Raw genomic sequence first — 22,880 nt, 5'->3', positions numbered from 1 at the left:
GGTGTCAGGCCGACTCGATCTCCCGCAGCAGACCCGTCTTCACGTCGAAGACAAAGCCGCGCACGTCGTCGGTGTGCAACAGGAACGGGGAGGTCCGCACCTTCTGAATGGACTGGCGCACGTCCTGGTCGACGTCGCGGAAGCCCTCGACCGCCCAGGTGGGGCGCTGGCCGACCTCCATCTCCAAGTCCGTCCTGAAGTCCTCGGTCAGGCCTTCGAGGCCGCAGTTGCTGTGGTGGATGAGGACCACGCTGCGGGTGCCGAGCGCGCGCTGGCTGACGGTCAGCGAGCGGATCACGTCGTCGGTGACGACGCCGCCAGCGTTGCGGATCGTGTGGCAGTCGCCGAGTTCGAGGCCGAGGGCGGCGTGCAGGTCGAGGCGGGCGTCCATGCACGCGACGACCGCGACCTGGAGTACGGGGCGCGCGTCCATGCCGGGGTCGGTGAACGCCGCGGCGTAGCGCCCGTTCGCGTCGACGAGGCGGTCGGTCACGCTGGCGTCGGCGGCTATGGCGCCTTCGGAGGGGGCTCCAGAGGGGCGGTGAGCAGAAGTCGTCATGGCTATGACGGTAGCCGTCACCCCTGGTCCGAGCCCGCTGTGAGAGCGGACAAAGAACATCATTGAGCCTTGTTGTGAGCGAACCCACAGGGGGACACGGGCTCGGCCGCTCGGGTGAATTCACCCGATTCGCGGCTCCGGGTCGTGCCGGCCGCGACGCGCAGTCGGCTTGGTCGGCCGGTTGATTGACCGGGGGGCGCCGTGGACTAAAGTGACGCCGACCCCAGACAACCACGCAACGATGCAACACGGAGATCCCGGCACTGCCGCCCCGGCACGCGTCGGAACGCTCCCCGCGTGCGCGGCGCGTACGTACGGCTCGGCCTCCTCCCGCTCCGGTCGGTCGGCGTCACTTCCCCGGCGCCGACGGACCACCTTCCCCTTCACGAGCGGGCGGGGACCCGGCAGTACGTGCGTCCCTCACGCCGACCTGAGAGGGACCAGGAATGACAGGGCGCGAAGCGCTTCCTCAGAAGGGCGGTGGCGGGCGACGGGAGGGACAGCGACACGTTCCGGTCATGCTCCAACGCTGCTTGGACGTGTTGGCTCCGGCGCTCGCCCAGCCGGGAGCGGTCGTCGTCGACTGCACGCTCGGCCTCGGTGGGCACAGTGAGGCGCTGCTCTCCACGTTCCCCTCGTGCCGCCTGGTCGCGCTCGACCGCGACAAGGAAGCGCTGCGCCTCTCCGGCGAGCGGCTCGCGCCCTTCGGCGACCGCGCCACCCTCGTGCACGCCGTCTACGACGAACTGCCCGAGGTCCTCGACCGGTTGGACATCCCGAAGGTGCAGGGCGTCCTGTTCGACCTCGGCGTCTCCTCCATGCAGCTCGACGAGGCCGACCGCGGCTTCGCGTACGCGCAGGACGCACCGCTCGACATGCGCATGGACCAGTCGGCGGGGATGAGCGCCGCAGAGGTCCTCAACACGTACCCGCCGGGTGAACTGGTCCGGATCCTGCGCCAGTACGGCGAGGAGAAGCAGGCCAAGCGCATCGTTTCGGCCATCGTGCGCGAGCGCGAGAAGGAGCCGTTCAGCAACAGCGCCCGGCTCGTCGAGCTGATCCGTGACTCCCTGCCGCAGGCCGCCAAGCGCACCGGCGGCAACCCGGCCAAACGCACCTTCCAGGCCCTGCGCATCGAGGTCAACGGCGAACTGAGCGTCCTCGAGCGGGCGATCCCGGGAGCCGTGAAGTCGCTCGCCGTCGGCGGCCGGATCGCCGTCCTGTCCTACCACTCGCTCGAGGACCGCCTGGTCAAGCAGGTGTTCGCGGCCGGAGCGACCAATACGGCGCCGCCCGGACTGCCCGTCGTCCCCGAGCAGTACCAGCCCCGGCTGAAGCTGCTCACGCGCGGCGCCGAACTCCCCACGGAGGAAGAGGTCGCGGAGAACCGCCGGGCCGCCCCGGCACGGCTGCGGGGTGCGCAGCGCATCCGCGAGGATGTCGAGAGGTGACGACCGAGTGACGTACGCGCGCGTGGAGGGGTGGTCATGAGTGCCGGCAGTGGCTCGAAAGGTGCGCTACGGAACAGGGCCGCCCGCCTCGCGCGCCTGCTCCCGCTCGGCCCGTCCGGCGGTCCGCAGGCCGCACGCACCCCGTTCGTCCTCCTCGTCGTGCTGCTCCTCGGCGGCGGGCTGATCACGCTCCTGATGCTGAACTCCTCGCTCAACGAAGGTTCGTTCCAGCTCACCAAGCTCAAGAAGCAGACCACCGAGCTCACCGACGACGAGCAGGAACTCCAGCGCGACGTCGACTCCTACTCGGCACCCGACGCGCTCCTGCGGCGCGCCCGCGGGCTCGGCATGGTGCCCGGCGGCGACCCGGCGTTCCTGGAGCCGAACGGCACCGTCAAGGGCAGGCCGAGCCCTGCGGCCGGCCCGCCCGCCCCGCCCCGGCCCGAGCCGACGAAGACGCCGGAGGCCGCGCACGCCACCCCGAGCGGGAGCGCGTCGCCCTCCACGAGCCCGTCCCCGTCGGCCAGTACATCCCCCACCACCGAACCGTCCGCGCCGGCGAGTCCGAACTCCTCGGTCGAGCCTTCCCCTTCGAGCACCGGCAGGTGACGCCATGACCGACAGGGAGCCCCCGCGCCGCCGCGTGCCAGGCCCCGCGCGCCCGCCGCGTACCGGACGGCCCGCGCCGAAGGGGGCGGCCAGGCGCACCGCCAGGCCCGCGCCGAAGGCCGGGCCCAAGGCCGCGCAGCAGGGCCGCCCCGCCCCGCGCCAGGCCACCCGCCGCCCCCGCCCCGCCCCGCCGAAGCCGAAGGCGCCCTCCCGACTGCGCCTGGGCAGCCCGCGACCGCGCCTGCGCATGGTGAGCCTGGGCCTCACGCTGGTCCTGATGGTCTTCGTCGTCCGCCTCTTCCAGGTGCAGGGCGTCGACGCCAGCGCGTACGCGGCGAAGGCCTCGCTGAACCGATACGTCAGCCACTCCATCGCCGCCGAGCGCGGCGGTATCACGGACCGCAGTGGCGTCGAGCTCGCCGCGAGCGTGGACGCGTACGACATCACCGCCGACCCGACGCTGTTCACGAAGAAGGCCACCAAGGTCGACGACGCGCCGGAGCAGGCGGCGGCGCTCCTCTCGCCGATCATCGGGGTGGACGCCGCCGAGCTGACCAAGAAGCTGAAGACGAAGAAGACGCGGTACGTGCGGCTCGCCCCGCGGCAGACGCCGCAGGTCTGGAAGCAGATCAAGGACCTCAGGACCACACTGAACGAGAAGGCGAACGCCGCGGGCCGCACGGCGAGCGTGCTCTCCGGCGTGGTCGCCGACCCCAGCAGCAAGCGCGTCTACCCGAACGGCGATCTCGCCGCGGGCGTCCTCGGCTGGGTCAACGCCGACGGCAAGGGCGGCGGCGGCGTCGAGCAGCAGCTCGACAAGGAGCTCGCGGGCAAGGCCGGAAAGATCCGCTATGCCCAGTCCGGCGGCCAGCAGGTGCCGACCGCGGGCACCACCGAACAGCCCGCGGTCCCCGGCTCGGACGTCGAGCTGACCATCGACCGCGACATCCAGTGGGCCGCGCAGAACGCGATCGACGAGCAGGTCAAGAAGTCACAGGCCGACCGCGGCTACGTGATAGTGCAGGACACCAAGACCGGCGAGGTCCTCGCCATGGCGAACGCGCCCGGCTTCGACCCGAACGACCTGGCCGACGCCAAGGCCTCCGCCCTCGGCAACGCCGCGCTCCAGGACGCGTACGAGCCGGGCTCCACCGCCAAGGTCATGTCGATGGCGGCCATCCTCGAGGAGGAGGCGGCGACGCCGGGGACCCACGTCACCGTGCCCAACCGGCTGCACCGCGGCGACCGGCTCTTCCAGGACGACATCGACCACCCGACCTGGCACCTCACGCTCAACGGTGTGCTCGCCAAGTCCAGCAACATCGGCACCATCCTGGCGACGGGCCAGCTCGGCAAGACGCAGCCGGCGGCCAACACCTCGCTCTACTCCTACCTGCACAAGTTCGGCATCGGCCAGGAGAGCGGCCTGGGCTTCCCCGGCGAGACCTCCGGCATCCTCGCGCCCGCCGCCAAGTGGTCCACGTCGCAGCAGTACACGATCCCGTTCGGCCAGGGCTTCTCCATCAACGCGATGCAGGCCGCATCCGTGTACTCGACCATCGCCAACGACGGCGTACGCGTACAGCCCACCCTCGTACGCGGCACCAAGGGGCCCGACGGGCGGTTCAGGCCCGCGCCGAAGCCCAAGGAGAACCGCGTCGTCAGTAAGAAGACCGCCAAGACCGTCGCGCAGATGCTGGAGTCCGTGGTCGACGACGAGGAGGGCACGGGAGCGAAGGCCCGCATCCCGGGCTACCGCGTCGCGGGCAAGACGGGCACGGCCAACCGTGTGGATCCGGCCACCGGCCGCTACAAGGGCTACACGTCGTCGTTCGCCGGCTTCGCGCCCGCCGACAAGCCGCGCGTCACGGTCTACTGCGCGATCCAGAACGCCACCAAAGGCGGCTACTTCGGCGGCCAGATCTGTGGCCCGATCTACAAGAAGGTCATGGAGTTCGCACTGAAGACGCTGCAGACCCCGCCCACGGGCGACAAGCCGGCCCGGCTGCCCGTGACGTTCGAGCCGTGACGGCCGTCACCTCCGATCCGGCGAACCGCCCCGCGCCACGCCCCTCGCTTCGCCCGGCGGGGGGTGCGCCCGGTACGCTCACGCCGTGCCACACGCTGATCAGTCCCAAATCACCCAGAAGGGCGCACCCGTGACATACCCCGGGCCGCCGCGACCGGTCGAGGTCTCCGCCACACCCCTCGCGGAACTCGCCGATCAACTGGGTGTCCCCGCACCCCAGGCCGCGGCGCAGGTCACTGGCATCACCCACGACTCCCGTGCGGTGCGCCCCGGCGACCTGTACGCGGCCCTGCCCGGAGCCCGCGCGCACGGCGCCGACTTCGCCGCGCAGGCCGCCTCGCTCGGCGCCGTCGCGGCGCTCACCGACCCGGCGGGCTGGGAGCGCGTCTCCGACGCCGGGCTCGTGCCGCTCGTCGTGCAGAACCCGCGCGGCCGGATGGGCGAGCTGGCCGCCACGATCTACGGCCACCCCGGCGACGACCTGCTCCAGCTCGGCATCACCGGCACCTCGGGCAAGACCACCACCGCGTACCTCATCGAGGGCGGGCTCAAGACGGTCCGCAGCACCGGCCTCATCGGCACGGTCGAGATGCGGATCGGCGACGAGCGGATCAAGTCCGAGCGCACCACTCCGGAAGCCACGGATCTCCAGGCGCTGTTCGCGGTCATGCGCGAGCGCGGCACCGACGCCGTCGCCATGGAGGTCTCCAGCCACGCCCTCGTGCTGGGCCGGGTCGACGGCTGCGTCTTCGACGTAGGGGTCTTCAACAACTTGAGCCCGGAGCACATGGAGTTCCACTCCGACATGGAGGACTACTTCCAGGCGAAGGCGCGGCTGTTCACGCGGGCCCGCAGCAAACAGGGCGTCGTGAACTTCGACGACGAGTACGGGCGCCGGCTCATCGACGAGTCCGAAGTCCCGGTCGTCTCCTTCTCCGCCGAGGGCCACCCGGACGCCGACTGGCGCGCCGAGGACGTCGAAGTGGGGCCTTTCGACTCGACGTTGACCGTCGTCGGCCCCAAGGGCGAGCGGATCAGCGCCAAGGCGCCGCTGCCGGGCGCCTTCAACGTCGCGAACACCCTCGCCGCGATCGTCACCCTCGCCGTCGCCGGGATCGACCCGCAGACCGCGGCCGATGGTGTCGCCGCCGTACCCGGCGTGCCCGGCCGCCTGGAGCGGGTGGACGCCGGCCAGAAGTACCTCGCCGTCGTCGACTACGCGCACAAGACCGACGCCGTCGAGTCCGTCCTGCGGGCGCTGCGCAAGGTCACCGAGAACAAGCTGCACATCGTGCTCGGCTGCGGCGGCGACCGGGACAAGACCAAGCGGATGCCGATGGGCGCGGCCGCCGCCCGGTTCGCCGACACGGCCATCCTCACCGCCGACAACCCGCGGGGCGAGGACCCCCTCGCGATCCTCGCCACGATGCTCGCGGGCGCCGCCGACGTGCCGGCCCACGAGCGGGGCGACGTCGCCGTGTTCGAGGACCGGGCCGCGGCCATCGCCGCCGCCGTGGCGCGCGCCGAGCCCGGCGACACTGTGCTCGTCGCGGGCAAGGGGCACGAGCAGGGCCAGGACATCGCCGGTGTGGTCCGCCCGTTCGACGACCGCCAGGTGCTCCGCGCGTCCATCGAGGCGGCCGCGGCCACCGCCGACCAACAGAAAACCCAGGGATGAAGTTGTGATCGCCCTCTCCCTCGCCGAGATCGCCTCAGCCGTCGGCGGGCAGACGTACGACATACCGGACCAGCAGGTCCTGGTGACCGGGCCGGTCGTCATCGACTCGCGCAAGGTCGAGCCGGGGAGCCTGTTCGCCGCCTTCGTGGGCGAGCGGGTCGACGGCCACGACTACGCGCGCGAGGTCGTCGACAAGGGAGCCGTCGCCGTACTGGCGTCGCACCCGGTCGGCGTGCCCGCCATCGTCGTCGACGATGTCCAGGCGGCGCTCGGCGCACTCGCCCGGCACGTGGTCGCACGACTCGGCGCCACCCTCGTCGCGTTGACCGGATCGGCCGGCAAGACCAGCACCAAGGATCTGATCGCGCAGGTGCTGCGCAGCAAGGCCGACACGGTCTTCACGCCCGGCTCGTTCAACAACGAGATCGGCCTGCCGCTGACCGCGCTCACCGCCACCGACGAGACCCAGTTCCTCGTCCTGGAGATGGGCGCCCGCGGCATCGGCCACATCACGTACCTGACGGGCCTCACGCCCCCGAAGGTCGGAGTCGTCCTGAACGTCGGGACCGCGCACATCGGCGAGTTCGGCGGCCGCGAGCAGATCGCCGTCGCGAAGGGCGAGCTGGTGGAGGCCCTTCCCGCCGAGGGCACCGCGATCCTCAACGCGGACGACCCGCTGGTGCGCGCCATGGCCTCGCGTACGAAGGCGAAGGTGCTCTTCTTCGGAGAGGCCGCGAGCGCCGACGTACGTGCCGAGAATGTCCGGCTCACGGAGGCCGGACAGCCCGCATTTAGCCTGCACACACCCTCCGGGTGCAGCGAAGTGACCTTGCGCCTGTACGGTGAGCACCACGTGTCGAACGCGCTCGCCGCGGCCGCCGTCGCCCATGACCTTGGCATGTCCGTGGAGGAGATCGCCCTCGCGCTCTCCGAGGCGGGCAACCTGTCCCGCTGGCGGATGGAGGTCACCGAGCGCTCGGACGGCGTCACGATCGTCAACGACGCCTACAACGCGAACCCCGAGTCCATGCGAGCCGCGCTGCGCGCGCTGGTGGCCATGGGCAGGGGGCGCCGTACGTGGGCGGTGCTCGGGCAGATGGCCGAGCTCGGCGACGAGTCGCTGACCGAGCACGACGCCGTCGGACGGCTCGCCGTCCGGCTCAACGTCAGCAAGCTCGTTGCAGTCGGGGGCAGGGAAGCGTCCTGGATGCAACTGGGCGCCTATAACGAGGGTTCGTGGGGTGAGGAGTCGGTGCACGTGTCCGACGCACAGGCGGCGATCGACCTGCTGCGCAGCGAGCTGCGCCCGGGAGACGTCGTGCTCGTGAAGGCATCCAGGTCGGTTGGACTGGAGAGCGTGGCACAGGCGCTGCTCGCGGACGTTCAGGGTGGGGTTGATGCCTGATGATGAAGCAGATCCTGTTCGCGGGCGTCATCGGTCTCTTCTTGACGCTCGCCGGAACACCGCTGCTGATCAAGCTCCTTGCGCGCAAGGGGTACGGCCAGTTCATCCGTGACGACGGCCCGCGCGAGCACCACGCCAAGCGCGGCACGCCGACCATGGGTGGTATCGCCTTCATCCTGGCGACCCTCATCGCGTACTTCCTCAGCAAGCTGATCACCGGCGCGGCGCCGACCCTGTCGGGTCTGCTCGTCCTCGGCCTGATGGCGGGCATGGGCCTGGTCGGCTTCCTCGACGACTACATCAAGATCGTCAAGCGGCGTTCGCTCGGCCTCAGAGCCAAGGCGAAGATGGCCGGCCAGCTGATCGTCGGCATCACCTTCGCGGTGGTCTCACTGCAGTTCGCGGATGTGCGCGGCAATACGCCCGCATCCACCAAGCTCTCCTTCGTGGAGGACTTCGGCTGGTCGATCGGCCCGGTCCTGTTCGTGGTCTGGGCGCTGTTCATGATCCTCGCGATGTCGAACGGCGTGAACCTGACGGACGGCCTCGACGGACTCGCCACCGGCGCCTCCGTGATGGTCTTCGGTGCGTACACCTTCATCGGTGTCTGGCAGTTCCAGGAGTCCTGCGCCAACGCGCAGACCCTGACCAACCCAGGGGCGTGCTTCGAGGTCAGAGACCCACTCGACCTGGCGGTGGTCGCATCGGCCTTGATGGGCGCCTGTTTCGGCTTCCTGTGGTGGAACACCTCGCCCGCCAAGATCTTCATGGGTGACACGGGCTCGCTGGCTCTCGGCGGCGCCCTCGCGGGTCTCGCGATCTGCTCGCGCACGGAACTCCTTCTCGCGCTCCTGGGCGGCCTGTTCGTCCTCATCACGATGTCCGTCGTCATCCAGGTCGGCTCGTTCCGGATGACCGGCAAGCGGGTCTTCCGGATGGCGCCACTCCAGCACCACTTCGAACTCAAGGGGTGGTCCGAAGTCCTTGTCGTGGTCCGGTTCTGGATCATCCAGGGCATGTGCGTGATCGTCGGACTCGGCCTCTTCTACGCAGGATGGGCAGCCAAGAAGTGACTTCTGTTCAGGGCTCCTGGCAGGGCATGAACATCACCGTCGCCGGTCTCGGCGTGAGCGGCATCAGTGCCGCCCGCGCCCTGGCCGGCGTCGGCGCGTCGGTGACCGTCGTGGACGGCGGCGACAGCGAGGCCCACCGCGAAAAGGCGGCTCTTCTTAAAGAAGCGGGGATTTCCGTACAGCTCGGTGACTCCTCCACGCTGCCCGAAGGCACCGAACTCGTCGTCACCTCGCCCGGCTGGAAGCCCTCCTCGCCGCTGTTCGCGGAGGCCGCCGCGGCCGGCGTCGACGTCGTCGGAGACGTGGAGATCGCCTGGCGCCTCCGCGGCCCGAACGCCGCGCCCTGGCTCGCGATCACCGGCACCAACGGCAAGACCACGACGACGCAGATGCTCGCGTCGATCCTGGCCGCGGCGGGCCTGCGCACGGCCGCCGTCGGCAACATCGGCACGCCGATCATCGACGTCGTACTCGAAGGCGACGAGGCGTACGACGTGTTCGCCGTCGAGCTGTCCTCGTACCAGCTGCACTGGGCGCCCTCGCTGCGCGCCCACTCCGGTGCCGTCCTGAACCTCGCGCCCGACCACCTCGACTGGCACGGCTCCATGGAGGCGTACGCGGCCGACAAGGGCCGCATCTACGAGGGCAACCAGGTCGCCTGCGTCTACAACGTGGCCGACAAGGCGACCGAGGACCTGGTCGTCGAGGCCGACGTCGAGGAGGGCTGCCGCGCCATCGGCTTCACCCTCGGCACCCCGGGCCCCTCCGAACTCGGCGTCGTGGAGGGCATCCTCGTGGACCGCGCCTTCGTCGACAACCGGCAGAAGAACGCGCAGGAGCTCGCCGAGGTCACCGACGTCCACCCGCCGGCCCCGCACAACATCGCCAACGCCCTCGCCGCCGCCGCCCTCGCCCGCGCCTACGGCGTCGAGCCCCAGGCCGTACGGGACGGGCTGCGGAGCTTCCGCCCGGACGCGCACCGCATCGAGCACGTCGCCGACGTGGACGGCGTCGCGTACGTGGACGACTCCAAGGCGACCAACACCCATGCCACCCAGGCGTCGTTGGCCAGTTACGAGTCCATCGTGTGGATCGCGGGCGGGCTCGCCAAGGGCGCGACCTTCGACGAGCTGGTGACGGGCGCGGCGAAGCGGCTGCGCGGCGTCGTCCTGATCGGCGCGGACCGCGCCCTGATCCGGGAAGCGCTGCAGCGACACGCCCCGGAAGTACCGGTCGTCGACCTCGACCGGACCGACACTGGGGCGATGTCGGCGGCGGTCCAGGAGGCCGCGCGGCTCGCCCGCCCGGGGGACACCGTGCTGATGGCCCCGGCCTGCGCGTCGATGGACATGTTCACCAACTACAACAAGCGTGGCGAGGCGTTCGCGGAAGCGGTCCGCGAACTCGGCGCCACCGGCGTCTGACGGGACCTCGGTGCCCGGTGACGCCGGGCACCCTTCGGGAGGGGAACGTGGCAGCGCAGACGTACGGCTCATCGGCGGGGGACGGTCATGGCCGGTAGCAGCCCTCCCCGCACGACCGGGCGCCCCGCCGCGGCACCGCCCCGGAAGACCAGCAAGGTCTACCGGGCGCGGGTCAATCCGGTGCGCCGCCTGTACGCCCAGGCCAAGCGGGCCTGGGACCGGCCGCTCACGGCGTACTACCTCATCATCGGGGCCGCGCTGCTGCTCACGGTCCTCGGCCTGGTGATGGTCTACTCCGCCTCGATGATCACGGCCCTCCAGATGGGGCTGTCCAGCTCGTACTTCTTTAAGAAACAGTTCGTCGCGGCCGTCATCGGTGGCGTCCTGCTGCTGATCGCGATGCGGATGCCGGTGAAACTGCACCGGGCGCTCGCCTACCCGATCCTCGCCGCGAGCGTCTTCCTCATGGTCCTCGTGCAGGTGCCGGGGATAGGGGTGTCGATCAACGGCAACCAGAACTGGATCACGCTCGGCGGCCCCTTCATGCTGCAGCCCAGCGAGTTCGGGAAGCTGGCGCTGATCCTGTGGGGCGCCGATCTGCTGGCGCGCAAGCACGACAAGCGGCTGCTGACCCAGTGGAAGCACATGCTGGTGCCGCTCGTTCCGGTGGCCTTCATGCTGCTCGGGCTGATCATGCTCGGTGGCGACATGGGAACCGCGATTCTTCTCACGGCCATCCTTTTCGGCCTGCTGTGGACGGCAGGGGCGCCCACGCGGCTCTTCGTGGGCGTACTGTCGGTGGCCGCCGTGATCGGCCTGCTCCTGATCAAGACCAGCCCGAACCGTATGGCGCGCCTGGCCTGTCTGGGCAGCGCCGACGCGGGCCCCGGAGACATGTGCTGGCAGGGACTGCACGGGATCTACGCCCTGGCCTCCGGCGGACTCTTCGGTTCCGGCCTCGGGGCAAGTGTGGAAAAGTGGGGACAACTTCCCGAAGCGCACACCGACTTCATCTTCGCCATCACCGGTGAGGAACTGGGTCTGGCGGGGACGCTGTCGGTGCTCGCCCTGTTCGCGGCTCTAGGCTATGCGGGTATCCGCGTGGCCGGACGCACGGAGGACCCCTTCGTTCGCTATGCCGCGGGAGGCGTGACGACGTGGATCACGGCACAGGCCGTGGTCAACATCGGCGCGGTGCTCGGCCTGCTGCCGATCGCCGGGGTCCCGCTCCCGCTGTTCTCGTACGGGGGGTCCGCGCTGCTTCCGACCATGTTCGCCGTAGGGCTGCTGATCGCGTTCGCGCGGGACGAGCCGGCGGCGCGGGCTGCGCTCGCCATGCGGCGGAGCCCGGGAGGCCGGGGGATGAGATGGAACACGATGCGACGGCGCGCCTCGGCGCGCCCGTCCAGAGAGCGGTGAATTTCGGTGCATGTCGTACTCGCCGGTGGGGGGACCGCCGGCCACATCGAGCCGGCGCTCGCCCTCGCGGACGCCCTGCGCAGGCAGGACCCGACCGTGGGCATCACGGCCCTGGGCACGGAACGCGGCCTTGAGACCCGCCTCGTGCCGGAGCGCGGCTACGACCTGGCGCTGATCCCCGCCGTACCGCTGCCGCGCAAGCCCACGCCCGAACTGATCACGGTTCCCGGCCGGCTGCGCGGCACCATCAAGGCGGCCGAGCAGGTCATGGAGCGCACCAAGGCGGACGCGGTCGTCGGCTTCGGCGGATACGTGGCGCTGCCCGGCTATCTCGCCGCCAAGCGGCTCGGCGTGCCGATCGTGGTGCACGAGGCCAACGCGCGGCCGGGCCTGGCCAACAAGATCGGTTCGCGGTACGCGGCGCAGGTCGCGGTCTCCTCGCCCGACAGCAAGCTGCGCAACTCGCGCTACATCGGCATCCCGCTGCGCCGCACCATCGCGACGCTCGACCGGGCGCGGGTACGCCCGGAGGCCCGCGCCGCGTTCGGCCTCGACCCGAACCTGCCGACGCTGCTCGTCTCCGGCGGCTCCCAGGGTGCCCGCCACCTCAACGAGGTCGTCACGCGCGTCGCACCGCTCCTCCAGCGGTCCGGCATCCAGGTGCTGCACGTGGTCGGCCCCAAGAACGAACTGCCGCAGGTCCAGCAGATGCCGGGGATGCCCCCGTACATCCCGGTACCGTACGTGGACCGGATGGACCTCGCGTACGCCGCGGCCGACATGATGCTCTGCCGCGCGGGCGCGATGACCGTCGCCGAACTCTCCGCCGTCGGGCTCCCGGCCGCGTACGTCCCGCTGCCCATCGGCAACGGCGAACAGCGGCTCAACGCCCAGCCGGTGGTCAAGTCCGGCGGCGGCCTGCTGGTCGACGACGCGGAGCTGACCCCCGAGTGGGTCCAGGCCAATGTCCTGCCCGTGCTCGCCGATCCGCACCGGCTGTACGAGATGTCCCGCGCGGCTGCCGAGTTCGGCCGCAGGGACGCCGACGACCTGCTCGTCGGGATGGTGTACGAGGCGATCAACTCGCGTCGTTAGCGAGTGGACGAACGTAAGGCAGGGGACAGTGGCCGGACCCACTACTACGGATCGCGAACAAGAGTCGTCCGAGGCGTCCGAGCCGCCCCCCGCCGCGCGATGGGTGCGCATGCCGAGCGTGCGCACCCTTGTCGTGACCGGAGTGCTGCTCGTGCTGCTCGGCGCGGGCGGCACCTGGCTGCTGTACGGCTCGCCGTGGCTGCGCGTGGAGCGCGTCAAGCCCTCCGGCACCCGGGTTCTGACGCCGTCTCAGGTTCGCGACGCGGCCGCTGTGCCGGTCGGCGCCCCGCTTGTCTCTGTCGATACGGACGCCATTGAGGACCGGCTGCGCCGGAAATTGCCCCGAATTGACTCGGTTGATGTGGTCCGTTCATGGCCGCACGGAATCGGGTTGAAAGTGACGGAGCGCAAGCCGGTTCTGATTGTCGAAGACGGCCGAAATTCAGACAAGTTCGTCGAAGTCGACCGTGAAGGCGTTCGTTTCGCGACGGTCGACGGCCCCCTGAAGCACGTTCCTCTCCTCGAATTGACGCCGGATCAGGGGGGCGCGGAAGCGAGTCTGCGGCGATTCGGTCCCGACCGACTCGTGCGCGAAGCCGTGCGGGTCGCCGGGCGGCTTCCGAAGCCGGTCGCGCGTGACACGCGGACCGTCAAGGTCCGTTCGTACGACGACATCTCGCTTGAGCTGACCGGAGGGCGGACCGTCGACTGGGGGAGCGCCGAGCAGGGTGACACGAAAGCGCGCACTCTCACCGCTCTCATGAAAGCCGCTCCGAAGGCCAGGCACTTGGACGTGAGTGTTCCCACGGCCCCTTCCGCGTCCGGGAGTTGACGCACATTGATGCAGGCCAGCACCCTGGGTGGGCATCGACACGGCTGATCACATAGGGTGAAAAGAAAAACGGGAGGTTCGGCGTGTTCGTTGAACGGGCGCCACTTGTCGACTTAGTGTCAGGTTCGGAAGAGTCCAGGAAACAGACACACTGGTAACCCTAAACTTCAGCGTTAGGGTTCGGGTCGGCAGCCGACTAGTAGTCAACTAGTAGTCCGGACCGCCCCAATTCGGCATCAGTCGTCGCACCGCAGGACGCGAGGCGGCGACACGTAACTCGAGGCGAGAGGCCTTCGACGTGGCAGCACCGCAGAACTACCTCGCAGTCATCAAAGTCATCGGTGTCGGCGGCGGTGGTGTCAATGCCATCAACCGGATGATCGAGGTCGGTCTCAAGGGCGTCGAGTTCATCGCCATCAACACCGATGCGCAAGCCCTGTTGATGAGCGACGCGGACGTCAAGCTCGACGTCGGCCGTGAACTCACCCGCGGACTCGGCGCCGGAGCCAATCCGGGCGTCGGCCGCAAGGCGGCCGAGGACCACCGCGAGGAGATCGAGGAGGTCCTCAAGGGGGCCGACATGGTCTTCGTCACCGCCGGTGAAGGTGGCGGCACCGGCACCGGCGGCGCACCCGTCGTGGCCAACATCGCGCGCTCGCTGGGCGCCCTCACGATCGGTGTGGTCACACGGCCGTTCACCTTCGAGGGCCGGCGCCGGGCGAACCAGGCGGAGGACGGCATCGCCGAGCTCCGCGAAGAGGTCGACACCCTCATCGTCATTCCGAACGACCGGCTCCTGTCCATCTCGGACCGGCAGGTATCCGTCCTCGACGCCTTCAAGTCGGCGGACCAGGTCCTGCTCTCCGGTGTCCAGGGCATCACCGACCTCATCACCACCCCGGGGCTCATCAACCTCGACTTCGCGGACGTGAAGTCCGTGATGTCCGAGGCGGGTTCGGCCCTGATGGGCATCGGCTCCGCCCGTGGCGACGACCGCGCGGTGGCCGCCGCCGAGATGGCGATCTCCTCGCCACTCCTCGAGGCGTCCATCGACGGCGCCCGCGGCGTGCTGCTGTCCATCTCCGGTGGCTCGGATCTCGGTCTCTTCGAGATCAACGAGGCGGCGCAGCTGGTCAGCGAGGCGGCCCACCCCGAGGCGAACATCATCTTCGGTGCCGTCATCGACGACGCGCTCGGCGACGAGGTGCGGGTCACCGTCATCGCCGCGGGCTTCGACGGCGGGCAGCCCCCGGCCAAGCGGGACAACGTGGTGGGTTCGTCGACCGCCAAGCGTGAGGAGCCGGCGACGCCGGCGCGGCCTTCGACGCCGGCCCCCGAGCCCGCGCGTCCGTCCTTCGGCAACCTCGGCAGCGTCACCCAGCGCGAGGAGTCCCAGCCGCAGACCCCGGCGCCGCCCACCGAGGCACCCGCCCCGGTGAACGAGGCGCCGGTGGCCCCGCCGCAGGTTCCCCGGCCGTCCTACCCGGACAGCCAGGCCGAGGAGCTCGACGTGCCCGACTTCCTCAAGTGATCACGTGCCCCGGAATGTGATCGGGATCGTGATCGTGGAGCAGGTCGGACCACCGCAGTGACAGGACAACACCACACAGTGTCTTCCAAGAGTGGCGCGCACTTCGCCTTCACCGACCGGTGGGGCGGGGTGAGCGCCGCTCCGTACGAGGAGCTGAATCTCGGCGGCGCGGTCGGCGACGACTCCGAAGCCGTGCTGCGCAACCGGGAGCTGGCCGCGCAGGCGCTCGGTCTCGACGCCTCCCGTGTCGTGTGGATGAACCAGGTGCACGGCCCCGACGTCGCGGTGGTGGACGGGCCCTGGCCCACCGAAGCCGACATCCCGCGTGTCGACGCCCTCGTCACCACGCGGCGCGGACTCGCGCTCGCCGTGCTCACGGCGGACTGCACCCCCGTTCTGCTCGCCGACCCGGTCACCGGGGTCGTCGCTGCCGCGCACGCGGGGCGCCCCGGCATGGTCGCCGGGGTGGTGTCGGCCGCGGTCGGGGCGATGGTGGAGCGGGGCGCCGAACCGGGCCGGATCATCGCCCGTACGGGGCCCGCGGTCTGCGGGCGCTGCTACGAGGTGCCGGCCGGGATGCGGGCCGAGGTCGCGGCGGTGGAACCGGCGGCGTACGCCGAGACGAGCTGGGGCACTCCGGCCGTCGATGTGACCGCCGGGGTGCACGCCCAGCTGGAGCGGCTCGGGGTGCGTGACCGGGAGCGGTCGCCGGTGTGCACACTTGAGTCGCACGATCACTTCTCGTACCGCCGCGACAAGGCCACCGGCCGGCTCGCAGGCTATGTCTGGCTGGACTGAGACGACATGACGAACCTTCAGGAACGTACGGCAGAGCTCGCCGCGAACCTGGCCACGGTGGAGGAACGTATCTCCGCGGCCTGCGCGGCGGCCGGGCGCAAGCGGGACGATGTGACGCTCATCGTGGTCACCAAGACCTACCCCGCGAGCGATGTGCGGATCCTGTCCGGCCTCGGGGTGCGGCACGTCGCGGAGAACCGGGACCAGGACGCGGCGCCCAAGGCGGCGGAATGCTCGGATCTGCCGCTTACTTGGCACTTTGTCGGTCAGCTCCAGACCAACAAGGTCCGGTCCGTGGCGAGTTATGCCGATCTGGTGCAGTCCATCGACCGGGGCAAGCTCGTCACGGCGCTCTCCAAGGAGGCGGTGCGGGCCGAGCGCGAACTGGGTTGTCTGATCCAGGTCGCGCTCGACGCGGACAGCCGGGAGGGCGACGGCCGGGGGGAGCGCGGGGGGATCAACCCCGGCGGAGTAGAGGAGTTGGCCGCGCGCGTGGCCGAGGCTCCGGGGCTGCGGCTCGACGGACTGATGACCGTCGCGCCGCTCACCGGGGACTACGCGGGGCGGCAACAGGCGGCGTTCGAGCGGCTCATGGATTTGTCGACTGCCCTGCGCGCGGCCCATCCGGCTGCGAACATGGTCTCGGCAGGGATGAGTTCGGACCTCGAGCAGGCTGTGGCGGCCGGAGCGACACATGTGCGCGTCGGTACCGCGGTCCTCGGTGTCCGACCCCGGCTCGGGTAACGTCGCGAAGAAGTCGGACCACAGCAGAAAATATGGTCATTCTCGCTGATGGGCGGGGAGGCCACGTGGATCGCGGGCACTTTGGTTGACGTCAGCCGATCCACCACAGAGCGGAGGACTCAGAGAATGGCCGGCGCGATGCGCAAGATGGCGGTCTACCTCGGCCTCGTGGAGGACGATGGGTACGACGGCCGGGGGTTCGACCCCGATGACGACTTCGAGCCCGAACTCGACCCGGAGCCCGAGCGTGACCGTCGACGGCACGAGCCGTCGCACCAGTCACACAACTCCCATTCGGCGACGGATGTGGAGGAATCGGTCAGAGTAGTGCAGCCGCCCGCTCAGCGTGAACCGGTGCGCCAACCCGCTTCGCTCGCCGCTGAATCCGGACGTCCCGCACGAATCGCCCCCGTGGCATCCATCACACCTGAACGTCAGAGCCTGGAGAAGAACGCACCGGTGATCATGCCCAAGGTCGTGTCCGAGCGGGAGCCCTACCGCATCACCACATTGCACCCCCGGACCTACAACGAGGCCCGTACCATCGGGGAACACTTCCGTGAGGGCACTCCGGTGATCATGAATCTGACGGAGATGGACGACACCGACGCGAAGCGACTTGTCGACTTTGCGGCCGGTCTTGTGTTCGGTCTTCACGGGAGCATCGAGCGAGTGACACAGAAGGTGTTCCTGTTGTCGCCTGCTAACGTCGATGTCACGGCGGAGGACAAGGCCCGTATCGCAGAGGGCGGGTTCTTCAACCAGAGCTGAGACGCAGCAAAGTACGACGGCTAGCTACCAACTAGTCACAGGCACGAGAAACAGGGGAGAGGGAACCGCCGACATGGGCGTGGTTTTGGATGTGGTCCACATCGCGCTGATGTGTTTCCTCATCGTGCTGATCTTCCGGCTGGTCATGGACTACGTCTTCCAGTTCGCCCGCTCGTGGCAACCCGGCAAGGCGATGGTGGTCGTTCTGGAGGCCACCTACACTGTCACTGATCCACCGCTCAAGCTTCTGCGGCGGTTCATTCCGCCGCTGCGTCTCGGGGGCGTGGCGCTCGACCTGTCCTTCTTCGTACTGATGATCATCGTCTACATCCTGATCGCTGTGGTCCCGGTGTGAGCGCGATGTCAACTACGGTCTTGCCGAATGCCGACGACAACGTTGAGGTGAAGAGATGCCGTTGACCCCCGAGGACGTGCGGAACAAGCAGTTCACGACCGTCCGCCTCCGAGAAGGCTATGACGAGGACGAGGTCGATGCCTTCCTCGATGAGGTCGAAGCCGAACTGACCCGTCTCCTACGTGAGAACGAGGATCTGCGCGCGAAACTTGCCGCAGCCACCCGCGCCGCTGCGCAGAACCAGCAGCAGGGTGGCATGCGCAAGGGACCCGGTGGACCTGGTGGCCCCGGTGGGCCTGGCGGTCCCGGTGGACCCGACGGTCCGCAGGACCAGCAGCAGGGCCCCCCGCAGGGCATGCGCGGTCCGGGCGCTCCGGTGCCCGCGGGTATATCGGGCCCGCCGCAGCAGCAGATGGGCGGCCCCATGGGTGGCCCGCCCCAGCTGCCGAGCGGTGCCCCGCAGCTGCCGGCCGGTCCTGGTGGACACGGTCCGCAGGGTGGCCCGCAGGGTCCCGGCCCGATGGGCCAGGGGCCGATGGGCCAGCAGCCGCAGCTTGGTGGCCCGATGGGCGGCCCCATGGGCGGTCACGGTGGCCCGCAGCTGCCGCAGCCCGGTCAGGGCCCCGGCGGCGACAGCGCCGCCCGTGTCCTCTCGCTGGCCCAGCAGACCGCCGACCAGGCGATCGCCGAGGCCCGCTCCGAGGCGAACAAGATCGTCGGCGAGGCGCGCAGCCGTGCCGAGGGTCTTGAGCGTGACGCCCGTGCCAAGGCGGATGCCCTGGAGCGGGACGCGCAGGAGAAGCACCGCGTAGCGATGGGCTCCCTGGAGTCCGCCCGCGCCACGCTGGAGCGCAAGGTCGAGGACCTGCGCGGCTTCGAGCGCGAGTACCGCACGCGTCTGAAGTCGTACCTGGAGTCGCAGCTGCGCCAGCTGGAGACCCAGGCCGACGACTCGCTGGCCCCGCCGCGTACTCCGGCCACCGCCTCGCTGCCGCCGTCGCCGGCGCCTTCGATGGCTCCGGCCGGTGCGGGTGCGCCGTCCTACGGTGGCAACCAGTCGATGGGTGGCAACCAGCAGAACGGCGGACCGTCGTACGGCGGCGGCCAGCAGCAGATGTCGCCCGCGATGACGCAGCCGATGGCTCCGGTGCGGCCGCAGGGGCCGTCGCCGATGGGGCAGGCTCCGTCGCCGATGCGAGGGTTCCTCATCGACGAGGATGACAACTGAGCGGCACGTTTGCTCGTAGTGCCTGGTAGTAGCTAGGCGTCGGCATTCATTCAGGCCTTGGCCCGGATCGTTTCTGCGATCCGGGCCAAGGCCTTTTTGCGGTCCGCCGGGGTGGGCGTTCTGGTGTACGTAGGGGGTACGAAACGCCGAAGGGGCGGTTGGCCAGAAAAACGTTTCTGGCCAACCGCCCCTTGGGGGTGTGGACTGTTCCGGTCGCCCGTCCTCCGGCCTCGGGGCTCTGCCCCGGACCCCGCGCCTCAATCGCCGGCGGGGCTTCATTTGCCCAGCCGGACTTGAGATGGCGGGCGAGCTTGTCAATCAAGCCCGTCCGGCGATTGAGGACCGGGTGTCCGGGGGCGGAGCCCCCGGGGTGCGACGCCGGTGGGGCTACGCCTTGCGGAGGCTGAAGGTCAGGCTCAGGCCCTCGTCGGTGAACGGGTCACCGTAGGAGGCATCAGGCTCGGACTGGGCGAAGCCCGTCGCCAGGACCTCGTCGGCGATCAGACCCGCGTGCTCGGACAGCGCCGAGATCACCGCCGGATCCGTGGACGTCCAGCACAGGGCGATCCGGTCCGCGACGTCCAGGCCGCTGTTCTTGCGGGCCTCCTGGATCAGGCGGATCGCGTCACGGGCCAGGCCCGCCTGCCGCAGCTCCTCCGTGAGCTCCAGGTCGAGCGCCACCGTGGCGCCGGAGTCCGAGGCCACGGACCAGCCCTCGCGCGGCGTCTCCGTGATGATGACCTCATCCGGGGCGAGGTCGATCTTCTCGCCGTCGACCTCCACCGAGGCATTGCCCTCGCGCAGCGCCAGGGACAGCGCCGCGGCGTCCGCGTTCGCGACCGCCTTCGCCACCTCCTGGACGCGCTTGCCGAACCGCTTGCCGAGCGCCCGGAAGTTCGCCTTGGCGGTCGTGTCCACCAGGCTGCCGCCGACGTCCGAGAGCGAGGCCAGCGAGGAGACGTTCAGCTCCTCCGTGATCTGGGCCTGGAGCTCGGGGGAGAGACCGGCGAAGCCCGCCGCGGCGACCAGCGCGCGCGAGAGCGGCTGGCGGGTCTTGACCCCCGACTCCGCGCGCGTGGCGCGACCGAGCTCCACGAGCCGGCGGACCAGCGCCATCTGCGTGGACAGGGTCGGGTCGATCGCCGACGTGTCGGCCTCCGGCCACGAGGACAGGTGGACCGACTCCGGGGCGTCCGGGGTGACCGGCACGACCAGGTCCTGCCACACACGCTCCGCGATGAACGGCGTGAGCGGCGCCATCAGCTGAGTGATCGTCACCACGACGTCGTGCAGGGTGCGCAGCGCGGCCTTGTCGCCCTGCCAGAAGCGGCGGCGCGAGCGACGCACGTACCAGTTGGACAGGTCGTCGACGAACGCCGAGAGCAGCTTGCCGGCGCGCTGGGTGTCGTACGCCTCCAAGGACGTGGTGACCTCGGCCGTGAGCTGGTGCAGCTCGGACAGCAGCCAGCGGTCGAGCACCGTGCGGTCGGCCGGAGCCGGGTCCGCCTCGCTCGGCGCCCATCCCGACGTACGCGCGTACAGGGCCTGGAAGGCGACCGTGTTCCAGTACGTGAGGAGCGTCTTGCGGACGACCTCCTGGATGGTGCCGTGGCCGACGCGCCGGGCCGCCCACGGGGAGCCGCCGGCCGCCATGAACCAGCGCACCGCGTCCGCGCCGTGCCGGTCCATCAGCGGGATCGGGTCCAGCGTGTTGCCCAGGTGCTTGGACATCTTGCGGCCGTCCTCGGCGAGGATGTGGCCGAGGCACACCACGTTCTCGTACGACGACTTGTCGAAGACCAGGGTGCCGATCGCCATCAGCGTGTAGAACCAGCCGCGCGTCTGGTCGATGGCCTCGGAGATGAACTGCGCCGGGTAGCGGGACTCGAACAGTTCCTTGTTCTTGTACGGGTAGCCCCACTGCGCGAACGGCATGGAGCCCGAGTCGTACCAGGCGTCGATGACCTCGGGCACGCGCACCGCTTCGAGGGAGCAGCCCTCGTGGGTGCAGGTGAACGTGACGTCGTCGATGTACGGGCGGTGCGGGTCGAGCTCCGACTGGTCCGTGCCGGTCAGCCGCGTGAGCTCCTCGCGCGAGCCGACGCAGGTGAGGTGGTTCTCCTCACAGCGCCAGATCGGCAGCGGGGTGCCCCAGTAGCGGTTGCGGGACAGCGCCCAGTCGATGTTGTTGTTCAGCCAGTCGCCGAAGCGGCCGTGCTTGACGGTGTCCGGGAACCAGTTGGTCTTCTCGTTCTCCTGGAGGAGACGGTCCTTGACGGCCGTGGTGCGGATGTACCAGGACGGCTGCGCGTAGTAGAGCAGCGCCGTGTGGCAGCGCCAGCAGTGCGGGTAGCTGTGCTCGTACGGGATGTGCTTGAAGAGCAGACCGCGGTTCTGAAGGTCCTCGGTCAGCTGTTCGTCGGCCTTCTTAAAGAAGACGCCGCCTACGAGGTCCAGGTCCTCCTCGAAGGTGCCGTCGGGGCGGACCGGGTTGACGACCGGCATGCCGTACGAGCGGCAGACCTTGAGGTCGTCCTCACCGAAGGCGGGGGACTGGTGGACCAGACCCGTACCGTCCTCGGTCGTCACGTACTCGGCGTTGACGACGTAGTGCGCCTCGCCCGCGTCGGCCGGGAACTCCACCAGGTCGAACGGGCGTTGGTACTTCCAACGCTCCATCTCGGCGCCGGTGAAGGACTCGCCGGTCGTCTCCCAGCCCTCGCCGAGCGACTTCTCGACGAGCGGCTCGGCGACGACCAGGTTCTCCTCGCCATTGGTGACGACGACGTACGTCACGTCGGGGTGGGCGGCGACCGCCGTGTTGGACACCAGGGTCCACGGGGTCGTCGTCCAGATCAGGAGCGCGGCCCGGCCCGCCAGCGGACCGGAGGTGAGGGGGAAGCGGACATAGACCGAGGGGTCCACGACCGTCTCGTAGCCCTGGGCCAGCTCGTGGTCCGACAGACCGGTGCCGCAGCGCGGGCACCAGGGGGCGACGCGGTGGTCCTGGACCAGGAGGCCCTTGTCGAAGATCTCCTTCAGCGACCACCAGACCGAGTCGACGTACTCCGGGTTCATCGTCCGGTACGCGTCGTCGAGGTCCACCCAGTAACCCATGCGGGTCGTCAGGTCGGAGAAGGCGTCGGTGTGCCGGGTCACGGACTCGCGGCACTTGGCGTTGAACTCGGCGATGCCGTACGCCTCGATGTCCTTCTTGCCGCTGAAGCCGAGCTCCTTCTCGACCGCCAGCTCCACCGGGAGGCCGTGGCAGTCCCAGCCCGCCTTGCGGGCCACGTGGTAGCCGCGCATCGTGCGGAACCGGGGGAACACGTCCTTGAAGACGCGGGCCTCGATGTGGTGGGCGCCCGGCATGCCGTTGGCCGTGGGCGGGCCCTCGTAGAACACCCACTCGGGGCGTCCCTCGGACTGCTCCAGGGTCTTGGCGAAGATCTTCTGCTCGTCCCAGAAGTCGAGCACGGCGTGCTCGAGGGCGGGCAGGTCGACCTGGGCGGGCACCTGGCGGTACTGCGTCATCAGTCTTCCTCCGGCGGATCTGCCTTCTTCCGTCGGAGGGACGAGAGGCTGCTGCGCCGTGTGCGGCGCGCTCCCGCGGTACCACCCTCCTTGGCCCGCCGGGGCGTGGTGCGCTCCGGTGAGCCCCCTCATTGGGGTCGCGATGCCGGGTCTACCAGCCGCTGGCTGTGCGCTGCGGCGTTCTTCCGGCGGCTCCGGGGTGATCTTCGCGTCGCGCTCGCCACCGGGCTTCCACCGTCCCCGGTTCGCTCTTGGCTGCGTACGCCGCTACTCGGCCCCATCCACGCTTTTCGCTCCGCCCAGTGTACGGCGCCGGGGAGGTCGCGGCCGACCGGTTTTAGCGGG

General features: G+C 69.9%; 18 protein-coding genes. 16 read left to right on the top strand and 2 right to left on the bottom strand.

Annotated features, from left to right (window positions below; genetic code table 11):
- Positions 1–4: 4 nt before the first annotated feature.
- Positions 5–622, bottom strand: a complete 618-nt coding sequence (locus tag ACWD2L_RS13785) for a beta-class carbonic anhydrase (RefSeq protein WP_351338740.1) — start codon at positions 620–622, stop codon at positions 5–7.
- A gap of 383 nt (positions 623–1,005) precedes the next feature.
- Between ACWD2L_RS13785 and rsmH the strand changes: the two genes are divergently transcribed.
- The 16 genes from rsmH to ACWD2L_RS13705 all read left to right on the top strand — a co-directional run bounded on the left by rsmH (position 1,006) and on the right by ACWD2L_RS13705 (position 19,001).
- Positions 1,006–2,010 carry a 16S rRNA (cytosine(1402)-N(4))-methyltransferase RsmH gene (gene rsmH, locus ACWD2L_RS13780; protein WP_351338737.1) on the top strand — a complete coding sequence of 335 codons (1,005 nt, stop codon included), beginning with the start codon at positions 1,006–1,008 and terminating at the stop codon, positions 2,008–2,010.
- Positions 2,011–2,046: 36 nt separating this feature from the next.
- Positions 2,047–2,619 (top strand): septum formation initiator family protein, encoded by a 573-nt coding sequence (locus ACWD2L_RS13775; protein ID WP_351338734.1) that lies wholly within the window; start codon positions 2,047–2,049, stop codon positions 2,617–2,619.
- Positions 2,620–2,623: 4 nt separating this feature from the next.
- Positions 2,624–4,648, top strand: a complete 2,025-nt coding sequence (locus tag ACWD2L_RS13770; RefSeq protein WP_351338731.1) for a peptidoglycan D,D-transpeptidase FtsI family protein — start codon at positions 2,624–2,626, stop codon at positions 4,646–4,648.
- A 130-nt stretch (positions 4,649–4,778) separates the two neighbouring features.
- On the top strand, positions 4,779–6,326 hold the full coding sequence (locus ACWD2L_RS13765) for a UDP-N-acetylmuramoyl-L-alanyl-D-glutamate--2,6-diaminopimelate ligase (RefSeq protein ID WP_351338728.1): 1,548 nt from the start codon (positions 4,779–4,781) through the stop codon (positions 6,324–6,326).
- 4 nt (positions 6,327–6,330) lie between these two features.
- Positions 6,331–7,731, top strand: a complete 1,401-nt coding sequence (locus ACWD2L_RS13760) for a UDP-N-acetylmuramoyl-tripeptide--D-alanyl-D-alanine ligase (RefSeq protein ID WP_351338726.1) — start codon at positions 6,331–6,333, stop codon at positions 7,729–7,731.
- Positions 7,731–8,804, top strand: coding sequence for a phospho-N-acetylmuramoyl-pentapeptide-transferase (gene mraY / locus ACWD2L_RS13755; RefSeq protein ID WP_351338723.1), 1,074 nt, complete (start codon positions 7,731–7,733; stop codon positions 8,802–8,804). The genes ACWD2L_RS13760 and mraY overlap by 1 nt, the downstream gene beginning before the upstream one ends.
- Positions 8,786–10,228: a UDP-N-acetylmuramoyl-L-alanine--D-glutamate ligase gene (gene murD, locus ACWD2L_RS13750; protein WP_351338721.1), complete on the top strand. Its 1,443-nt coding sequence runs from the start codon at positions 8,786–8,788 to the stop codon at positions 10,226–10,228. Before mraY ends, murD begins: the two co-directional genes overlap by 19 nt.
- Before the next feature lie 87 nt (positions 10,229–10,315).
- Positions 10,316–11,647, top strand: a complete 1,332-nt coding sequence (gene ftsW / locus ACWD2L_RS13745) for a putative lipid II flippase FtsW (protein WP_351338718.1) — start codon at positions 10,316–10,318, stop codon at positions 11,645–11,647.
- 6 nt (positions 11,648–11,653) lie between these two features.
- Entirely contained in the window at positions 11,654–12,742 is a 1,089-nt protein-coding gene (gene murG, locus ACWD2L_RS13740; RefSeq protein ID WP_351338715.1) for an undecaprenyldiphospho-muramoylpentapeptide beta-N-acetylglucosaminyltransferase, read from the top strand.
- 28 nt (positions 12,743–12,770) lie between these two features.
- Complete coding sequence (locus ACWD2L_RS13735) at positions 12,771–13,574, top strand: cell division protein FtsQ/DivIB (protein WP_351338712.1); 804 nt, start codon at positions 12,771–12,773, stop codon at positions 13,572–13,574.
- Between the two features lie 298 nt (positions 13,575–13,872).
- Positions 13,873–15,105 (top strand): cell division protein FtsZ, encoded by a 1,233-nt coding sequence (gene ftsZ, locus ACWD2L_RS13730; protein WP_351338710.1) that lies wholly within the window; start codon positions 13,873–13,875, stop codon positions 15,103–15,105.
- Between the two features lie 57 nt (positions 15,106–15,162).
- On the top strand, positions 15,163–15,903 hold the full coding sequence (gene pgeF / locus ACWD2L_RS13725) for a peptidoglycan editing factor PgeF (protein ID WP_451189572.1): 741 nt from the start codon (positions 15,163–15,165) through the stop codon (positions 15,901–15,903).
- Between the two features lie 6 nt (positions 15,904–15,909).
- Entirely contained in the window at positions 15,910–16,647 is a 738-nt protein-coding gene (locus ACWD2L_RS13720; protein ID WP_351338704.1) for a YggS family pyridoxal phosphate-dependent enzyme, read from the top strand.
- 126 nt (positions 16,648–16,773) lie between these two features.
- Entirely contained in the window at positions 16,774–17,418 is a 645-nt protein-coding gene (locus tag ACWD2L_RS13715) for a cell division protein SepF (RefSeq protein WP_351338701.1), read from the top strand.
- A 73-nt stretch (positions 17,419–17,491) separates the two neighbouring features.
- Positions 17,492–17,773: a YggT family protein gene (locus ACWD2L_RS13710; protein WP_351338698.1), complete on the top strand. Its 282-nt coding sequence runs from the start codon at positions 17,492–17,494 to the stop codon at positions 17,771–17,773.
- Between the two features lie 55 nt (positions 17,774–17,828).
- Entirely contained in the window at positions 17,829–19,001 is a 1,173-nt protein-coding gene (locus ACWD2L_RS13705) for a DivIVA domain-containing protein (protein WP_451189569.1), read from the top strand.
- 387 nt (positions 19,002–19,388) lie between these two features.
- Here the strand turns inward: ACWD2L_RS13705 and ileS are convergent, their stop codons facing one another.
- A complete protein-coding gene (gene ileS / locus ACWD2L_RS13700) occupies positions 19,389–22,535 on the bottom strand; it encodes an isoleucine--tRNA ligase (RefSeq protein ID WP_351335267.1) in 3,147 nt (1,048 codons plus the stop codon).
- Between the last annotated feature and the right edge of the window lie 345 nt (positions 22,536–22,880).

Source organism: Streptomyces sp. NPDC002754, assembly GCF_053592315.1.
This window is presented reverse-complemented; position numbering and strand designations above follow the sequence as displayed.

What these genes read in the sequence shown, in the direction of transcription:
- ACWD2L_RS13785 (WP_351338740.1), bottom strand. Translation starts at nt 622, where the DNA reads ATGATGTTCTTTGTCCGCTCTCACAGCGGGCTCGGACCAGGGGTGACG.
- rsmH (WP_351338737.1), top strand. Translation starts at nt 1,006, where the DNA reads ATGACAGGGCGCGAAGCGCTTCCTCAGAAGGGCGGTGGCGGGCGACGG.
- ACWD2L_RS13775 (WP_351338734.1), top strand. Translation starts at nt 2,047, where the DNA reads ATGAGTGCCGGCAGTGGCTCGAAAGGTGCGCTACGGAACAGGGCCGCC.
- ACWD2L_RS13770 (WP_351338731.1), top strand. Translation starts at nt 2,624, where the DNA reads ATGACCGACAGGGAGCCCCCGCGCCGCCGCGTGCCAGGCCCCGCGCGC.
- mraY (WP_351338723.1), top strand. Translation starts at nt 7,731, where the DNA reads ATGATGAAGCAGATCCTGTTCGCGGGCGTCATCGGTCTCTTCTTGACG.
- murD (WP_351338721.1), top strand. Translation starts at nt 8,786, where the DNA reads ATGGGCAGCCAAGAAGTGACTTCTGTTCAGGGCTCCTGGCAGGGCATG.
- ftsW (WP_351338718.1), top strand. Translation starts at nt 10,316, where the DNA reads ATGGCCGGTAGCAGCCCTCCCCGCACGACCGGGCGCCCCGCCGCGGCA.
- ACWD2L_RS13720 (WP_351338704.1), top strand. Translation starts at nt 15,910, where the DNA reads ATGACGAACCTTCAGGAACGTACGGCAGAGCTCGCCGCGAACCTGGCC.
- ACWD2L_RS13715 (WP_351338701.1), top strand. Translation starts at nt 16,774, where the DNA reads ATGGCCGGCGCGATGCGCAAGATGGCGGTCTACCTCGGCCTCGTGGAG.
- ACWD2L_RS13710 (WP_351338698.1), top strand. Translation starts at nt 17,492, where the DNA reads ATGGGCGTGGTTTTGGATGTGGTCCACATCGCGCTGATGTGTTTCCTC.
- ACWD2L_RS13705 (WP_451189569.1), top strand. Translation starts at nt 17,829, where the DNA reads ATGCCGTTGACCCCCGAGGACGTGCGGAACAAGCAGTTCACGACCGTC.
- ileS (WP_351335267.1), bottom strand. Translation starts at nt 22,535, where the DNA reads ATGACGCAGTACCGCCAGGTGCCCGCCCAGGTCGACCTGCCCGCCCTC.